Here is a 17,629-nt window from a genome sequence, read left to right as displayed (position 1 = left end):
GCGCATGCCGCGCGTGGTGTGCCCGCCTCCCTACCGCTCGAGGATCGCGTCGAACCACACCTGATGGCTGGTCGAGCCGGCATTCGTTTCCTGAGCGACTTCCACTTCGTACCGATGCACCTGTCCGTCTCCGGAGACCGGGAACTTGTAGGTCGAGTCGAATACCGGCGCGTAGAGATCCACCGTGTCGAGCAGCACGCCGTCGCGATAGACATTAGCCATGCCGGACGATGCCTGACGCAGGAAGCGCAGATCGAACGGTCGATCGGACGAGAACGCTACGCGGGCACCGGGCGTCGCGCTCACGAGGGCATGGCGAAAGGTGGCATACGGTTGCGGCGTTTCGGCCCATCCTGCTGCCGGTTCGGGTTTGCGGATCGCCTTGTAGGGTTCGCTGCCGATCCGGTAGATCGTGTAGAGATAGGCTGGATTGGCGTAGACCTGCGACAGCCGCGCGAGGAAGCTGGCGCGATCCTGTTCGGTCTTCATGTCGCGGGTTAGCGAGAGCGGAAACGGATCCTCGTCGGCGATGAACTTGATGTTGTTTTGCGTGACGTATTCGTCGATCGTCTTGTTCATGCGCGCGTGATAGGCGTTCATGTTGACCACACCGTCCAGGTTGACGGCCCGCCCCTTGTCGTAGAAGTAGCCGGTGTTGCCGGTCTGGAACGCGCCCACGGTGTCGCCGGGCCGCGCGATGCGGTTCAGCACCCGGATGCCGTCATACCAGCCATACGTGCGCGTCTCTTCCGACAGCAGCTTGGCCTTCGAGGTCACACCGAAGCAGACCAGCGGCAAAACCACGGCGGCGGCTATCGTGGAGCCGCGCAGGCGGGCGGGAAAGCGCAGCGAAGCGAGCAGGCCGGTTGCGGCCACCGTCGCGAGGATCGTGAAGGCGAAGATTGGCGGCAGGAAATAGCGCTCATACGGCATCAGGCCGTAGAGGATATTGCCGAGCGTGTACAGGCCGCCCACCCCGGCGACGAACAGGATCTGGCGGCGGCTCGCGGGAAAGCTTCGATAGCTGAAGACCGCCGTTGCGACCAGCACCGCAGCCGTGATCAGCGCAACGGGCCTCGACCACGTCGTCGAGAAGGGATCGTAGCCGTTCACCGAGGTGATGCCCACCAGCATCCGGCCGATGATGTAAAAGGCGCATAGCACGTGGTTGCGCAGTTCGGCCTGCGACTGGTTCGACAGCGGCGAGGAGAACAGGCTCGATTTGCCCGTGGTCACCTGGCCGCTGGTCGGCAACGGCGAACCATAGTGAAGCTGGTTCCAGAGGCAATACGGACCGACCACCAGCGCGAACACCGCGAGCGTCACGATCAGGAATGCCAGGGTTTCCCGGCGGCTGGCCCGCTTGCCGGACAGGAAATACAGCAGCGTGACGGCGACGAGAAAGGCCGCGTCGACCCGGGCCAGAAAGGTGACACCCAGCAAAGCGCCTAGCGCGAGCGCCTTGCGCGTGGCGTGCTCGCCGATCTCGAGCGACACGACGTAGGCCATGGTCGCCGCGACCATCATCGTCGAGAGTCCGGTTTCGAGGCCGAGGCTGCCGTTGCGGGCGATCGCGAGATTGAACGCCCACAACGCGGCTGCGGCGATGCCGCTCCACTGGCGCTTCGTCAGCCGGGCGACGATGGCGTAGATGAACACCACGGTGACGCTATTGCAGATGGCGAGCAGCGTCTCGGCCAGATACACCGGAATTTCCAGATTCTTCGGGAAAATCCAGAAGACCGGCACCATCAGCCACACATAGAGCGGCTGGTAACCGCTCGTGAATACGACCCCGTCGAAGGTTTCTCCGAGCCCCAGCGCAATGTTGCGGGCAATTTTCAGCGAGTAGCCGAAGTCCTCGAACAGCCAGAAATTCGTGACCCATTCGATCGGGCGGTAGATGAAGACCGCGCGCCAGGCGAAGGCCAGCAGCACCAGGGCCATCAGGATGAAGAGAGGCTCGATCTTGAGGCGCGCTTTGATGGTTTTCACGAGTGACCCGAATTAGTGAGAACCGGCCGGCAAGGAGACCCGGGTCCAGAGCTTGCGCGCGAGCGCGCGCAACTCTTGCGAGCGGTACAGCGACCACGCGAGGTTCGCGCCGGTCATGGCGCAGGCCGCGGCGATGATGGCGGGCAAGCCGCTCAGGTTGCAGGCGAGCGCAAGCGAGACCAGCAGGAACGACAGATGCGCCAGCATGCTCGTGACAATCAAGCGCACATGCAGGCGCGCGAAGTAGAGGTAGGCGCCATAGTCGAACAGCGCCTTGGCGACCACGACGCTGCCGGCGCCCACCAGTCCGAACAGATGGGTCGCAAACCAGAGCGCCGCGACGAACACCGGCAGTTGCAGCCAGCTCACCCGCGCGACGTAGGCCGGATTGGCCTGGGCCTGGATCAGGATGCCGAGAATGCCCGACTGGCCCGCGAGCCACACGCCGAGCACGAGGATGCGCCCAACCGGCGCGGACGCCGCAGCGATGGGCGCGCCGAGCCAGATCGTCAGAAACGGCGCGAGCGCGAATAACGCGACGATCATGCAGGGCGTGAACGCGCCGTTGAGGAACGCCAGCGCATCGCGGGCGAGATCGTCGGCGTCGGTGCGCGAGGCGGCCGAGAGACGCGGAAACAGCGAGCGCAGCATCGCGCTCGGCAGCATGTTCAGGCGTTGCACGAGGTTTTGCGGCGTCGCGTAGTAAGTGACGAAGCGCGCGCCGAGTATCGAGCCCACCAGCACCCGGTCTAGCGAGCCGGAAATCGCGCCCGCGCCGGAAAACAGCAGCATCCATTTGCCGTAGCCGAACAGCTCCCCGATCACGCGCCGTTCGGGCCAGCGCATGCGCTTGATGCCGAGTGCGCGGAACGTCGCGATGCCGAGCAGGATGCCGGCGATCAGGCGCGCCGCGACGGCCGCCGGAATCACCACCGCGAGCGACGGCGAAAAGCAGTAGATGGCGGCGAGCGGCAGCAACTGGAACAGCATCGTGCCCAGGGTCTGGTTCGCGTTATAGCTGGCAAAACGCTCGACCGCGGTGATGGCGCCGGCGAACACCCAGGTGACGTTGGCAAGCGGCACGGCGATCGCGATCCACGGCAGCGCGCTCATGACTTCGCGGCGGAAAGCGGGTTCGATATGCACGCCGTACGAGACGTAGAAATAGGTGCCGAAGTACACCATCAGGCCGCCCAGCACCCCCGTGCCGAGATTGAGAAAGCAGGCCCCCCAGAAAATTCGCTCGACCGAATCGTCCTGCGCTTCGCGGACTTTCGCGATCTGGTTCTCGGTGGCGAGGCTGGTGCCCAGATCGAGCAGGCTGAAGTAGCCGATCAGCGCCCACACGAGGTTGATCACACCGTAGCGCTCGACGCCCATCAGATGAATGTACGCCGGCACGGTCGCGAGCGACACGATGGTCGGTGCGATCAACCCGGCGAAGTTGATGACGATATTCTTGAGAAGGGTTTTTTCCATGTGACCGGCGGGCTTGCGGCGAAAGGAGGCGACCGGCGCGTGGCGCCAGGCGCCCGATGCATCCACGCGACGCCCTGTTAGCCGCGATAGTGCCAGCGCGAGCCGCTCGTGTTTGTGCGAGGCCGCACCCAGTGGCACAGTCCGCCGCGCCGGCGCCGCCTGGGCATGGCGCTCACCCCGGCGACGCCAGCAGGCCGAGAAGCTGCGGCTTGAACAGGAGCGCCCCCTGGGCGCTGACGTGATTGTCGTCGTCGTAGACCGGCACGCCATTCAGCACCGCATGGCACAGCGTGCCGTCGCACAACGCCGGGGTGGCGTCGAACAGCTTCACGCCGGGCGTTGCCCCCATGCGCTCGACGAGCGCGCGGTTGAACGCCTGGTCGGCCCGGTCCGCGGCCGCGGCAGGTTCGACCCGCGCGGGGTCCGCGTACGAGCGCGGTAACAGGTAGCCCTTCAGCGTGGGCGGATTCTGGAAGATCACGACCCGCGGCGTGCTCTCGAGCAGCGCCTTGACCGTGAGCGGAAGCTGGCTGGCGAGGGCGTCGCGCGAACGGGTCTGGGTGGCGTCCGCATGCGCATCGGTGGTCACGAAATGGGTGGCCTTCTGCAGTTCGCCGTCGCTGATCCAGCCGTTGCTGTAGAGGCTCCAGCGCGCCACCAGAAACACCACCGCGGGCTTGAGGCTGTGAAGCGAAGCGACGATCGGCTCGGCTAGCCCCAACTGGCTGCAGAACTTGCCGCTCTCCGCGCCGTCGCTGCGCCGCGTATCGAGCAGCGGCGGGCAACCCAGATGCGAGAACAGCATGAGGCGATAGTTGCGCTCCTGCGCCATCGCGACGAAAACGGGTAGCCATGCCCCCGCGTGCGAGTCGCCCCACACCACCATCAGCGGTCCCGTGGCCGCGCTGTTGTAGGCCTTGCAAAACGAGTCCGCTTGCGCGTTGGCGAGATGGCAGGGTTCCTCGGGAACCTGATGTCTGAGCGACAGGTTGAGCGCAACCTGAGCGATGCCGGCATTCTGCGCCACCGGGCGCGACGGCACGCCGCCTTTCGCGTAGAGGAGCGCGCCGCTTGCCGCCAGCGCCGCGAGCACGGCGCACAGCGTGCCGATCTTCAGCGGGTTGTTTTTCCAGGCACGCAGAGGACGTTCGAGCAGTTGATAGGTCAGCGTCGCCAGGACGAAGCTCGCCGCCAGCAGGGCCAGCTTCGTGCCGTTCGAGACGAGGCCGACGTCGATGATATTGGCGAGCGAGAGCAGCGGCCAGTGCCAGAGATAGAGCGGGTAGCTGATCAGGCCGATCGCAACCATGAGGCGGTTGCCGAGCAGTTTGCGGTTGAGCCACGCGTCGGGCCCGGCGGCAATGATCAGGAAGGCGCCGACGGTCGGCAGCAGGGCGCGCCAGCCGGGAAAGGCGTCGTTCTTGTCCAGCAGAAGCAGCGCCGCCGCGATGACAGCGAGGCCCGCCAGCGACAGGCGATTGCCCTGTTTCGACAGGCTCGCGGGCCGATGCAGCAGGACGTAGGCCAGCACGCTGCCGATCATCAGTTCCCACACGCGCGAGAGCGGCGAATAGAACGCGGCGGTCGGATCGGCCTTGACGGTGAGCATATTGACCGCGAACGACGCGCTGCCGACGATCGCCATGAGCGCGAGAAACCCGAGCTTGCGCCGCCATGCGAAGCTGACCAGCAAGGGCCAGAAAATATAGAACTGCTCTTCGATGCCGAGCGACCACAAATGCAGCAGCGGTTTGGTGGCGGCCGTATTGTCGAAGTAACCGGACTCGCGCCACAGCGCGATATTCGAAATGAAGCCGGCGCCGGTAAACACATGCTTGCCGAGCTGCTGATACTCGTCGGGCATCAGCGTGTACCAGCCGAACGCGAGACTCGCGAACAGTACGAGCACGAGCGCCGGGAAGATCCGCTTGATGCGCCGCATGTAGAACTCGGCGTAGCTGAAGCGGTTTTCTTCGAGGCTTTCGAAAATGATCGTGCTGATCAGGAAGCCCGAGATGACGAAGAAGATGTCCACGCCGATGAAACCGCCGCGCACGAGCGACGGGAACGCGTGAAAGCCCAGCACCGAGAGGACCGCGATAGCGCGCAGGCCGTCGATGTCGCGCCGGTACTTCGGCGCATGCAGAGGCCGCAGATGCGGCTGCGGACGTGGCTGCGCGGTCGCGCCGTGCGCCGGCCGCTTCGGGTGAGCCGGGCGGTCCGCGCCGGTGTCCCGGAACAGGGCGGCCGGCAGCGCCGTCGCGGCCGCTGCGCCTCCTTCGAGGTCGGCGGACGCTACGCTGGCTTCGGTCTCAGGCAATGAAGCGCCCTGGCTCTTGAATGGCATAGTGGACTCGTGCTGGGTGATTCGGCGGACGACGGCTCGCGCAACGCCTGCCGGGCCGCTGCACGCGCCCGCAGGCGTGGTCATCGCCCCGATTGTGAGACCTGGCCGCGATGCAATGTGTGGGCGGCCGTACAGATAGGCGGACGCGCGTTTGATTAAATTCCAACAAACACCTGACACACAGGCTTGCAAATACCAAATCGAGTTGCGGCGATGCCGATGCGATCGCGTGCCTTGCTGGCGCGCTTCGCTCCGGGGTCGCGATCGCACGAGGAATCACCATGAGACCTGTCGTCTTCGACGGCTGTGCGGCTTGGCTTCATGCGGGGGAAGGACGCCACGGCGTGGTGCTCTGCAATCCGTTCGGCTACGACGCGTTGTGCACCCACCGGGGCTGGCGCCGGCTGGCGGAACGGCTCGCCGCGGCGGGCATGCCGGTGCTGCGCTTCGACTACCCGGGAACCGGCGATTCGGCCGGCAGCGAAGAAGAGCGTGGCCGGGTCGATGCATGGCTCGCGAGCATCGCGTCGGCGATCCGCTATCTGCGCAGCAGCACGGGCGTCGAACGGGTGTCGCTGTGCGGACTGCGCCTCGGCGCCACGCTTGCCGCACTTGCGGCGCAACGCAGCGGTGAGGTGGAGTCGCTGGTGCTTCTTTCGCCGGCGCTGTCGGGGAAGAACTATCTGCGCGAATTGCGGGCGCATCGCCAGAGCTGGTTGAGCACACCCGACGGCATCAACGCACAGCCCATTGCCGAGGGTACGGCCTATGTCGAGGCCTTCGGCTTCGGCGTGCACGGCGACGACATCGCGCAACTCGCGGCCATCGACTTGCGCCGCGATACCACGGCGCCCGCGCCTCGCGTGATGATGCTCGATGCCAGCGACCGGGCGCGCGCCGGTGCGCTTGTGGATCACTACGCGGCGCATGGCGTGGCCGTTGAACGGCGTGCGTTCGACGAGGCCGATCGTTTTCTCATCGAAGCGCTTTATAGCGTGGAACCGGTCGAGGCGTTTTCCGCGGTTGCGGAATGGCTTGCCGCGCTGCCTGAGGCGAAGCGGGATGCATGTGACGCGCATGGATCGTACGACACGCATGACGCGCATGACACGGCCAGCCACGCGGCCCTGCCTGCCGCCGGCCGCGAAGAAGAGGACCCCGAACAACCGTTGCTGCCTTTGCCGGAGGCGCAAGCCGTCGAGCGTCCAGTGGTTTTCGGTGCGTACTTCGGCGTGCATTGCCAGCCCGATACCCCGCGCGCCGAGGCGCCGGCCGTGCTGTTCATCAATACCGGCGCCAGTCATCACATTGGCGACGGCCGCATTTTCGTCCTGTTCGCTCGCCGGCTCGCCGCGCTTGGCATCGCCTCGCTGCGCATGGATCTGGGCGGCCTTGGCGACAGCACACCGGCGGCGCAGAGCGTCACGCTCGATACGATCTACGCGCCGCAGTCCTGCGCCGATGCCATGGCCGGCGCAGACTGGCTGGTCGCGCAGGGGCATCGCCAGGTGGTGACGTTCGGGGTCTGCGGCGGGGCGTTCGTCGGCTTGCATGCCTGTGCGCACCATCCCCAGATGACCGCCTGTTTCGGCGTGAATCTGCAGAAGTTCATCTGGGATGGCGAAGCGCGCTCGCCCGGCACGGCCGGTCTCGCCTCGTCGCGAGTCTTGCGGCGCTCGGCGCTGCGGCTCGACAAATGGAAGCGTGTGCTGCGCGGCGAAACCTCGCTGCTGCGGGTGTTGCGCGGCCTGTCGCAACGCGGCGCGCGCAGCGTGTTGTTGCGCGTGGCCGAGCGGATCGAGCAGGTCACCGGGCTCTCCCTCGTGCGCAACGAGGCGGTTGGGCTGCTGCAGAAGCTCGAGAGAAAAGGCGTCGACGTGCATCTCGTGTACGGCGAATACGATCTAGGGGTCGACGAACTGAAGATCCAGTTCGGCGCAAGGCTGCGCGCGCTGCGGCGCTTTTCGCGGGTCCGGGTGCTGACTTTGCCGACACTGGATCATGCGTTGTTCACCCGCGAGGCGCGCGAGGCGGCCATGGCCGATGCGCAGGCGTGGTTGCTCGAGCGCTGCGTGGCGTCGCCCGCCGCGTCCGAGCATCACGGCGCGGCGCGCCCAGGCGGCGCGCCGGTGGGCGGCGTGCTCGGCAATGCGCCGTAAGCGCAGTGTCGCCGCGTGCGGCGACCGCATCGCGCGAAGCCAGTGTGGTCGCACGAACAGACCGGCGTTTGCGGCGATGCTTCAATGCCTCTGTCGCGGTGGACCGCGCGATCTCGGCGCTTCGTTGCGCAGGTCCGGCTTGCCGCACCAATTGGGGAATCCCGCATGAACGATTTTGCCTCGCCTGTCATGCTGCCCGCCCACGTGCGGCAAGCACAGGTGTGTTGCACGGTCCAGTCCGTGATCCTGGCCGGAGGTTCCGGCACGCGGCTGTGGCCGCTGTCGCGAGAACATAGTCCCAAACAGCTCGTCGATCTGCTCGGCGACCGCTCGTTGCTCGAAGCCACCGTGCAGCGCGTGAGCCACGTGTTCGATGCGCGGCGCTTCGTGCAACTCGAGCCGCTGGTGGTGTGCCGCGAGGATCTGCGCCTGCCGACGGCGGAGCGCCTGCTCGACTGCGCGCCGCACGCCCGCATCGTGCTCGAGCCGGCCTCGCGCAATACCGCGCCTGCGCTCACCGTGGCCGCGCTGGCAGCGCGTGCGGCAGCACCCGACGGCGACGATCCGGTGCTCATGGTGATGCCGGCCGACCATCTGATCGCCGGACAGGCCGCCTTTGCCGCGGCGCTCGGCTATGCCGTCGAACATGCGGCAAGCGGCGCGATCGTCGCGCTCGGCGTTCCGCCGCAGCACGCCGAAACCGGCTATGGCTACATTCGCACTGGTGCGCTGCTGGGCGAGGCCGGCTCGCGTGCGATCGAGCGCTTCGTGGAGAAGCCCGGTAGCGAGCTGGCCGAACACTATGTCGCGTCCGGCGAGTACTGGTGGAACAGCGGCATCTTCGTGGTGCGCGCTTCGGTATGGCTCGCGGCGATTGCGCATTACCAGCCGGCGATGGCGTCGGCGTGTGCCGATGCCTTCGCGCGCGCGGCGTCGGACAGCAGCGGCGCGCTTCATCTGGATGCGGCCGCCTTCGCGGGCTGCCCGTCCGATTCGATCGACTATGCGGTGATGGAACACCTCGGCTCCGATCCGCGTTTTGCCGGCGTGGTCGTGCCGCTCGTCGCGGGCTGGTCCGATGTGGGCGCATGGGATGCCGTGTGGCAGGTCTCGGATAAGGATGACGACGGCAATGTGGCGCGGGGCCGCGTCATGTTCGAAGGCAGCACCGATAGCTTTGCGCACTCGGGCGGCCGGCTGGTGGCGTGTGTCGGCGTGACGGGCCTCGTGGTGGTCGAGACGGCCGATGCCGTGCTGGTCGCCGCGAAGGATCGCGTGCAGGACGTGAAGGCGATCGTCGGACGCCTCAAGGCCGAACACGGCGCCGAGGCGCAAGAGCATCGCAAGGTGCAGCGGCCGTGGGGCTACTACGATTCGATCGACCGCGGCGAGCGCTTTCAGGTCAAGCGCATTGTCGTCAAACCGGGCGGGCGTCTGTCGCTGCAGATGCATCATCATCGCGCCGAGCACTGGGTGGTGGTGCGCGGCACGGCGCGCGTCACGCGCGGTGCGGAAAGCTTCCTGCTGTCCGAGAACGAGTCGACCTATATCCCGCTCGGCGTCACGCACCGCCTCGAAAATCCGGGCAAGACACCGCTCGAAATCATCGAGGTGCAATCGGGTGGCTATCTCGGCGAAGACGACATCGTGCGCTTCGACGATCAATACGGCCGTATGCAGGGGACCGCCGATGAATGCCCGGGCACTTCAAGTCAGTGATCTCGCCGGCGGCGCGGGCGTGGCCGATGCCCCATCCGCGTTCGACGAACGGCGCTTTCGCCATGCGCTGGGCCGCTTCGCCACCGGCGTGGTGGTGATTTCGACCGGCGCGGGCGAGAGCATGCACGCGATGACGGCCAACGCCTTTATGTCCGGCTCGTTGAATCCGCCGCTGATCGTGGTGTCGGTCGGGCACCGCGCGCGCATGCATCGCTGCCTGATGGATCACGCGCACTTCGGCGTCAGCGTGCTCTCGGACGAGCAGGAGTCGCATAGCCGCCATTTCGCCGGCGACGCGCAGACCGCGTTTGCGCCGCGCTTCGCCGAAGTCGACGGGTTGCCGGGCGTGGTGCTGCTCGAGCATGCGGTGGCGCGCTTTGCCGCGCGCGTGGTGGACCGTCATCCGTGCGGCGACCACACGCTCTTTATCGGCGAGGTGCTGGTGTTCTCACTCGATGAGCAGGCGCCGCTGGTGTTTTTTGGCGGACGCTATGCGTCGGTCGCCATGGGCCGCGCCTGAGCGGGCCACCGCGCCGCTCGCGCAGGCCTCGCACGAACTGTGGTGGATTTGCCAATCGATGCGCTTGCGTGCGTCTTCGCACGATGCAACTTTTCCATCTCCCGCACGCTTATCACGCAAGCTTGCAGCGCGTCGCTGCAAGGTGCGTTACATGAACGAAACAATTCTTCAGAGGGATAACCCTGTTAGGACGTTTCCCAACTGGCGCATCTGTTTTTATGCTAGCAACGTATCGATTAATACAACAAAACAAAAGAAAAAAACCGAGAGGGCCGTTTCATCAACAGGCTACGCGGGGGATACAAACCCGCAGCGGGGAGAGTGTCATGGAACAGGGAAACAAGGATCGATCACTGGTCAGCAAGGTGATGGATGGGCTGGTCACGGGTATCGTCGAAGAGAAGTACGGCGCCGTGCTGCCGCCGCAGGATGTGCTGTCCAAGGAGTTCGACGTGAGCCGGACGGTCATGCGCGAGGCGTTGTCGATGCTGCTCGCGCGTGAGATGCTCGACGTGAGGCCGAAGATCGGCACGCGTATCCGGCCCATGCGCGACTGGCGGATGATCGATGAGGACGTGGTGAGCTGGCGTTTTCGTGCGAAGCCCGATCCGGTTTTTCTGCGCGACGTGATCGAGTTCCGTGCGTTGATCGAGCCGCGCGCCTGCGCCCAGGCGGCCGCGCGCGGGACGGCCGCCGAGATTGCGGGAATCCGCGAAGCCTTCGATCTGTTCCGCTCGAGCCGGCCCGGCGAGAGCGGCTACCAGGGCGCCGACGAGCTGCTGCATACGCGGATCGTCTCGGCGAGCGGCAACCAGTTCTTCCAGCAGATGGCGACGATCATTCGTGGCGCGCTGTCGGCGATCAATCCGATCGTGGCGGGGCGCGAGGGCGGCTGGGAGGCTGTGATCGGCACGCATGGCCGCGTCGTCGAGGCGATTGAACGGCGCGATCCGAAGGAGGCCGAAGCGGCCTCGATTGCGATGATCGACTTTACCGCGGAAGAGATCCGTCACGCGCTGTCGATCGAGCCGCTCGGCCATACCTGAGCGGCACGCCGTGCGCGGCGCCAGTGTGGCGCCGCGTACAGACCACGCGGGCTGCATCGCGGACAGTGTCGCGAGAACTTCGCGGGAGTCCGCCATGTACAAATCGCTTCAGGCCTGCCGGGGACTCGCCGCGTTGATGGTGGTCTTCTATCATGCGCGTGGCGCGATTTCCCAACCCAAATACTTCGGCGAGTCTGTGCTCGGCAATGCGTTCATCTTCGGCGGCTCCGCCGGGGTCGACTTCTTCTTCGTGCTGAGCGGCTTCATCATCTTCTGGATCCACGCGAAGGACATCGGTCAGCCGAAGCGCCTCGGCAGCTATCTGGCCAAGCGGGCGATCCGCATCTATCCGACCTACTGGACGATCTTCGCCGTGGTGTGCTGCGCGGCGCTGGCCGTGCCCGCATTGCGCCAGACGGTGCCAGGCGATCCATGGACGCTGCTCAAGGCATTGCTGCTCGTGCCGATGGATCCGGCCACGCCGGGTGTCACCGCGACCGGAGCGCCGGTTCTGACCGTGGCGTGGTCGCTGCAATTCGAGGTGATGTTTTATCTGTTCGTTGCGCTGGCTATCATCGCGCCGCGTGCGTGTCTGCTGGTCGCGGCGCTGTGGGTCTTCAATTTCTTCACGTGCCGGACGGTTTGCAGTTTTCCGCTTGGCTTCTTCGCCGATTACCGCATCCTGCTGTTCGCGCTTGGCGGCGCGACCGCCTGGCTATGCCGCAGGACCGTGGCGAGCGGTGCGGCGGCTACGCTGCCCGCTGCGGTCGCGCGCGGCGGATGGCGCGTGGGGCCGTGGACGGACCGGCTGTCGCTGATGCTCGGGGTGAGCATCCTGGTCGCCGCGGCTACGTTGCACACGCTGGGTCTGATGGACGCCGGCGTGGTACGGCAGGAGTCGCTGATCAGCCTGTATGGCCTCGCCAGCGCGCTGATCATTTTCGGCGTGGTCAAAGCCGAGGACCGTGGCGCGGTCCATGGCGCGCACGCAGGATGGCAAGTGCTGGGCGCCGCTTCCTATGCGCTGTATCTGCTGCACTATCCGCTCATCAGCGTGGTGATGAAGCTGATGATGGTGCTCGGCCTGCGAGGCCTGGGGGGGGCGGTGTTCGCGCTGGCTGTGGCCGTCAGCGTATCGGTGGCGGCCGCGGTCCTGTTTCATCTGCATGTGGAGCGGCCGATGCTGCGCACGCTTGGCGCCTGGCGCTGGCCGGCGCTGCGCGCGGCAGGCAGCCCGCGCGCGTGAGCGCGTTGGCTTCGCGTCTGAGTCGCGTCGCGTTGCGTCGCGTGCGCTGCGCGGCGCTCTCGCATGTCGAGCGGTGCGCCCTGCGCCTGTGTTGCTTCGTCACCGTCACCGCGGCAGTGGTCTGCGTGATATCGTCTTTTCCTTTTGATTTCTACCGGTAGGGCCGGGTCGTATTGGCCTGCCCGTGCCGGGATCGATGGGAGAGAACGGGTCATGAACGACACCGCCGTGATTCACTGGGGCATCGTCGGCACCGGCCGCATTGCCCGCCGCTTCGCGCAAGGTCTGGCGCACGTGCCGGCCGCACAACTCACCGCGCTCTGGTCGCGCCGTCCCGAACCCGCCGCAGCCTTCGCCGAAGAATACGGCGGCAGCGTGTGCGCCAGCTTCGAAGCCCTGCTCGCCAGCGGCATCGACGCGCTCTACATCGCCACGCTGCAGGATAGCCACGTCGACTACGCGATCGCCGCGCTCGAAGCGGGCCTGCACGTGCTGTGCGAAAAGCCGGCCACCATCAACGCGGCGCAGCTAGAACGTGTGCTCGCGGCGGCCCGCCAGGCACAGCGGCTCTTCATGGAAGCGATGAAGCCGCCGTTCTATCCGCTCTACGAGGCGCTGCGCGCCCATCTCGCTGCCGACCCGATCGGCGAGATCGGTCTCGTGCGGGCCGGTTGTTCGGCGGCGAACGTGCCGCCCGACCATCCTTCGTTTTCCTTCGAGCACGCCGGCGGGGCGTTGCTCGATATCGGCATCTACGAGATGTTTCTCGCCGTCGACTGGCTCGGCGCGCCGCTCGAAGTGCAGACGCTGGGGCGGCTCGGCGCGACCGGCGTCGATACCTTCGCGAGCCTCAATAGCCAGCACGAGCGCGGCATCGCGCAACTGTTCTGCGGACTCGATCTGTACGGCAAGGGCGACGCGCTGCTGCTCGCGCCCGGCGGCCACGTGACGATTCACGAGAACTGGTGGAACCCGGCGCGCGCGACGATCCGTTATGGCGATGGCCGCGTCGTCGAACTGGATGTGCCGTTCGAAGGCGGCGGCCTCAACTACGAGACCGCGCATTTCTGCGAGCTGATCCGCGCGGGGCAACTGGAGAGCCCGGTGATGCCGCACGCCAAATCCTTGCAGATGATCGCAATGGCCGATGCGGCGCGCGCCGCGCTTGGGCTGCGGTTCGCGGGCGAGTGAGGGGCAATGAGGGGCAGTGGGTGACGCCGCGGCGGCGCGAGCGTGCGGGTGCGTGGGCATGCGCGTCCCTATGTCGTCACGTTGACTGCAAGCCGCGGTGGTACGATTTGCGTCGGCGCGTTTGCGTCGGCGCGGCGCAGAGGTGCCGCCAAAGCTTTCGATTACCTTCCGCAGGAGCTGTCCTCGATGCGCATGCTTGGAAAACTGTGGCGCGACAACAAAAGTCTCGTCGCCTTTCTCGTTCTGATGGTGCTGTTCCGCAGCGCGATCGCCGACTGGAACGTGGTGCCGAGCGGCTCGATGCTGCCCACCATTCGCGAAGGCGACCGCATTTTCGTCGACAAGATGGCCTACGATCTGCGCGTGCCGCTCACGCATATCGCCATCGCACATTTGCACGATCCGCAGCGCGGCGACATCGTGACGATCGAGTCGTCGGCCGCGCATGAACTGCTCGTCAAGCGGCTGATCGGCCTGCCCGGCGACAGCGTGGCGATGCGCGACAACGTGCTGTATGTGAACGGCGTGCGCGCTGCCTACCAGCCGCTGAAGTTCGGGCCGCTGCCGGGCGATGCGACGTCGCCGGCCGACTATCTGACCGAGCGTTTCGACGGCGTGGTGCATACGGTGCGGCTCTCGCCCGAGTCGCCGAGCCCGCGCAATTCGTTTGGGCCGGTGATCGTGCCGCCGGGCCAATACCTGATGCTCGGAGACAATCGCGACAACAGCGCGGACTCGCGTTACTTCGGCTTTTTCCCGCGTGGGGAATTGATGGGCCGCACGCGCCGCGTGGCGTTCTCGCTCGACCCCGATCATTACTATGAGCCGCGCTTTAGCCGCTTCGGTGCGCGGCTCGATACGCCGCCGCCGCTCGCTGCGCGTTGAGCGTCTGAGCGGGGCAGCCACAGTCAACTTGACGCCGGGTGATACCGGCGGCTGCGCGGCCTGAGCAGCTTAAGCCCCGCGCAAGCGCCCCTGCCGATTCAATGCCGTGTGGGCAGCGCGAGACGCTGCTCATACCAGTGCTGCACCCATTCCAGCACCTGGCAGAGCACCCAATAGATCGCGGCCGCCGCGAGGTACAGCGGCAACGGCTGATAGGTCGAAGCGATCACTTCCTGCGCGCTTCTCAGCAACTCGGTCACGGTGATCACCGAGACCAGCGAGGTGTCCTTGATCAGGCTGATCAGACTGTTCGACAGGCTCGGCACGGCAATGCGCAGCGCCTGCGGCGCAATCACATAGCGCAGGGTCTGGCGCCGCGACAGGCCGAGGCTATACGACGCCAGCCACTGGCCGCTCGGAATGCCGAGGATCGCGCCGCGCATGCTCTCGGACAGATACGCGGCCACATTGGCCGATAGCGCGATCACGCCCGCCGGAGTCGGATCGAGCGAGACGCCGAGGCTCGGCAGGCCGTAGTAGATCACGAAGATCTGCACCAGCAGCGGCGTGCCGCGCATCAGGCTCACATAGATCCGCGCGATCCAGTTCAATCCCCGGTTGTGGCTGATCCCCATCACGGCGAGCACGCTGGCGGCCAGCAACCCGAAGATCATCGACAGAACCGCGAACTTGACCGTCAGGACGGCGCCCTGAGCGAGCACCGGGAGCGATTGGACGAGCAGGGAAGTGGTGGACATGGGCGGTGAGTGTTGTGTGCAACAAAGCGCACATCATAAACGGGTGATGGGGCGCAGACGTATACGCGCGCTCACCAGGGCGGGGCGCATGGGCGTTGCTGCAAAGAAAAAGGCGGCATCGCCAGGATGCCGCCTTGTGTCCCGCGTGGGGGTTTTCTACCGGCGCAGTCAGCTTCAGTTCGTGACGGGCTTGGTCACGTCGATGCCGAACCACTTGTCGGAGATCTTCGCGAAGGTGCCGTCCGCTTCGAGCTGGGTCATTGCCTCGTCGATCGCCTTGGCGAACTTCGGATTACCCTTCTTGAACGGAATGCCCGACGGCGTGCCCGCGCCGACCATCGCACCCGTGCGCAGCGGCAGCGGCGAGGTCTTCAGCAGGTAGGCGAGCATCAGGCGGTCATTCAGCGCGGCGTCGAGACGGCCGGCGGCCAGATCGGCCAGATACTCGGGCGCGCCCGGATAGGTCTTCACATCGATGCCCGGCACCGACTTCGCCATGTCCATGTAGTTCGTGCCCAGACCGACGCCGAGCTTCTTGCCCTTCAGATCGTCCAGCGACTTGAACTGGCGCGTGTCGTCCTTACGCTGGATCAGCTGCGCAGCCGAAAACGTGTAGCCGGGCGAGAAATCGAGCACCTGCTTGCGGGCGTCGGTGATGCCGACCTGGTTGACGATCACATCGAACTTGCCGGCCTGCAGGCCGGCGATGATGCCGCTCCATTCCGTCGTCACAAACTCGGGCTTCACGCCGAGTTTCGCGGCGACGGCCTTGGCGATGTCCACGTCGAAACCGACCAGCTCACCCGACGGCGCCTTCGAATCGAACGGCGGGAACGTGCCTTCGAGGCCGATGCGCAGCGTGCCGCGTTGCTTGACCTGGTCGAGCAGGTCGTCCGCGTGGGCCGTCGCGGCGGTGAACGAGGCGCCAATCAGGCCGGCCACCAGAATGTTTTTCAGCAAGCCAAACTTCATCGTGTTCCCTTATTCATGCTTGTTGCCCAGGAGGGCGGTTTGAACAGCGGAAAGGATAACAAAGCAGACTATCGGCACTTAAATACTGTTTGTTTATGCCTATATAACCTGGTCGGACCCTTGGCCTGTTGGTGCTTCAGCCCGCGCTTCAGCCCGCGCGCCGGCAGTGTCTCAGTTTAAGCCAGCGCCTGTGCGCATTCTGCCACCAGCGAGGGGCCGCGGTAGATAAAGCCCGTGTAGAGCTGCACCAGCGCCGCGCCGGCTGCGAGTTTGGCGCGTGCGTCCGCGCCCGAGAAGATGCCGCCGACGCCGATGATCGGCACCGTCTCGCCGACCTCGGCGCGCAGCTTGCGGATCACTTCATTGGACGCGTCGAACACCGGCTTGCCCGACAGGCCACCGGCTTCGTCAGCGTGCGGCAGGCCCGTCACCGCGGTGCGCGAGAGCGTCGTATTGGTGGCGATCACGCCTTCGAAGCGGTGCCGCAGCAGCGTGTCGGCGATCGACTTGATCTGCTCGTCGTCGAGGTCCGGGGCGATCTTCAGCGCGAGCGGCACCAGCTTGCCGTGCAGGTCGGCGAGGCGCTGCTGCTTGTCCTTCAAGGCGGCGAGCAGGGCATCGAGTTCGCCCGCGCCCTGCAACTGGCGCAGGTTCTTCGTGTTCGGCGAGGAGATGTTGACCGTCACGTAGCTCGCAAACGGATACACGCGTTCGAGGCAGTACAGGTAGTCTTCGGCGGCGCGCTCGATCGGCGTGTCGGCGTTCTTGCCGATGTTCAGGCCCAGCGTGCCGCGATAGCGCGCGGCCTGCACGTTCTTCACGAACTGGTCGACCCCGGCGTTGTTGAAGCCCATCCGGTTGATCACGCCACCTGCCTCCGGCAGCCGGAACATGCGCGGCCGCGGATTGCCCGCCTGCGGGCGCGGCGTGACGGTCCCCACTTCAATAAAGCCGAAGCCGAGGGCCGCCAGCCCGTCGATGCACGCGCCGTCCTTGTCCAGCCCGGCGGCGAGGCCCACCGGGTTACGGAAGGTGAGCCCCATCACGGTGCGTGGCGCCTCGGGCACGCGCGGCGCGAGCGTGCCGGCGATGCCGGTGCGGCCGGCTGCGCCGAGCAGGCGCAAGGTCAGATGGTGAGCATCTTCCGCGTCCATGCGAAAGAGTTGGGCGCGTACGAGCGGATAGAGGGAACTGAACACAGGGCGGAGCCGGGCGGCTAAAAATGGGAACCCGCCATTTTACCGGCTTTGACGGGACGGCAGGGTGCGTAGGACGCGATGGGGGCGATCGTGGACGCTGGTGCTTGCCTCAG

General features: G+C 66.0%; 13 protein-coding genes. 7 read left to right on the top strand and 6 right to left on the bottom strand.

Annotated elements, in window-relative coordinates; translation table 11 throughout:
• Positions 1 to 30 precede the first annotated feature (30 nt).
• The 3 genes from P3T42_RS03500 to P3T42_RS03490 all read right to left on the bottom strand — a co-directional run bounded on the left by P3T42_RS03500 (position 31) and on the right by P3T42_RS03490 (position 5,821).
• Entirely contained in the window at positions 31 to 1,995 is a 1,965-nt protein-coding gene (locus P3T42_RS03500) for an ArnT family glycosyltransferase (protein ID WP_429305178.1), read from the bottom strand.
• 12 nt (positions 1,996 to 2,007) lie between these two features.
• Positions 2,008 to 3,474 carry an oligosaccharide flippase family protein gene (locus tag P3T42_RS03495; protein ID WP_429305177.1) on the bottom strand — a complete coding sequence of 489 codons (1,467 nt, stop codon included), beginning with the start codon at positions 3,472 to 3,474 and terminating at the stop codon, positions 2,008 to 2,010.
• Between the two features lie 172 nt (positions 3,475 to 3,646).
• Entirely contained in the window at positions 3,647 to 5,821 is a 2,175-nt protein-coding gene (locus tag P3T42_RS03490; protein WP_429305176.1) for an acyltransferase family protein, read from the bottom strand.
• Between the two features lie 281 nt (positions 5,822 to 6,102).
• Between P3T42_RS03490 and P3T42_RS03485 the strand changes: the two genes are divergently transcribed.
• From P3T42_RS03485 to lepB, 7 genes are all read left to right on the top strand, one after another.
• Positions 6,103 to 7,980 carry an alpha/beta hydrolase gene (locus tag P3T42_RS03485; RefSeq protein WP_429305175.1) on the top strand — a complete coding sequence of 626 codons (1,878 nt, stop codon included), beginning with the start codon at positions 6,103 to 6,105 and terminating at the stop codon, positions 7,978 to 7,980.
• 165 nt (positions 7,981 to 8,145) lie between these two features.
• Positions 8,146 to 9,699 (top strand): mannose-1-phosphate guanylyltransferase/mannose-6-phosphate isomerase, encoded by a 1,554-nt coding sequence (locus tag P3T42_RS03480; RefSeq protein ID WP_429305174.1) that lies wholly within the window; start codon positions 8,146 to 8,148, stop codon positions 9,697 to 9,699.
• Complete coding sequence (locus P3T42_RS03475) at positions 9,671 to 10,219, top strand: flavin reductase family protein (protein ID WP_074298301.1); 549 nt, start codon at positions 9,671 to 9,673, stop codon at positions 10,217 to 10,219. Before P3T42_RS03480 ends, P3T42_RS03475 begins: the two co-directional genes overlap by 29 nt.
• Before the next feature lie 326 nt (positions 10,220 to 10,545).
• Positions 10,546 to 11,265 carry a FadR/GntR family transcriptional regulator gene (locus P3T42_RS03470; protein ID WP_074298303.1) on the top strand — a complete coding sequence of 240 codons (720 nt, stop codon included), beginning with the start codon at positions 10,546 to 10,548 and terminating at the stop codon, positions 11,263 to 11,265.
• Positions 11,266 to 11,359: 94 nt separating this feature from the next.
• Complete coding sequence (locus P3T42_RS03465) at positions 11,360 to 12,511, top strand: acyltransferase family protein (RefSeq protein ID WP_429305173.1); 1,152 nt, start codon at positions 11,360 to 11,362, stop codon at positions 12,509 to 12,511.
• A 213-nt stretch (positions 12,512 to 12,724) separates the two neighbouring features.
• The gene (locus tag P3T42_RS03460) at positions 12,725 to 13,702 is read left to right on the top strand and encodes a Gfo/Idh/MocA family protein (protein WP_429305172.1); all 978 of its coding nucleotides are present in this window, start codon (positions 12,725 to 12,727) and stop codon (positions 13,700 to 13,702) included.
• A gap of 186 nt (positions 13,703 to 13,888) precedes the next feature.
• Positions 13,889 to 14,587, top strand: a complete 699-nt coding sequence (gene lepB, locus P3T42_RS03455) for a signal peptidase I (protein WP_074301585.1) — start codon at positions 13,889 to 13,891, stop codon at positions 14,585 to 14,587.
• 98 nt (positions 14,588 to 14,685) lie between these two features.
• Here lepB and P3T42_RS03450 read toward each other — a convergent pair whose 3' ends face one another.
• The 3 genes from P3T42_RS03450 to P3T42_RS03440 all read right to left on the bottom strand — a co-directional run bounded on the left by P3T42_RS03450 (position 14,686) and on the right by P3T42_RS03440 (position 17,516).
• Positions 14,686 to 15,345, bottom strand: a complete 660-nt coding sequence (locus tag P3T42_RS03450) for an amino acid ABC transporter permease (protein ID WP_074298309.1) — start codon at positions 15,343 to 15,345, stop codon at positions 14,686 to 14,688.
• Positions 15,346 to 15,519: 174 nt separating this feature from the next.
• Positions 15,520 to 16,317: a cystine ABC transporter substrate-binding protein gene (locus tag P3T42_RS03445; RefSeq protein ID WP_074298311.1), complete on the bottom strand. Its 798-nt coding sequence runs from the start codon at positions 16,315 to 16,317 to the stop codon at positions 15,520 to 15,522.
• Between the two features lie 176 nt (positions 16,318 to 16,493).
• Entirely contained in the window at positions 16,494 to 17,516 is a 1,023-nt protein-coding gene (locus P3T42_RS03440) for a quinone-dependent dihydroorotate dehydrogenase (RefSeq protein WP_429305171.1), read from the bottom strand.
• Positions 17,517 to 17,629: the final 113 nt, after the last annotated feature.

Source organism: Paraburkholderia sp. GAS38 (assembly GCF_050434965.1).
In the GTDB taxonomy this organism is placed as follows: Bacteria; Pseudomonadota; Gammaproteobacteria; order Burkholderiales; family Burkholderiaceae; genus Paraburkholderia; species Paraburkholderia phenazinium_A.
The sequence above is the reverse complement of the archived record's forward strand: the minus strand, read 5'-3'. Positions and strand labels throughout refer to the sequence as shown.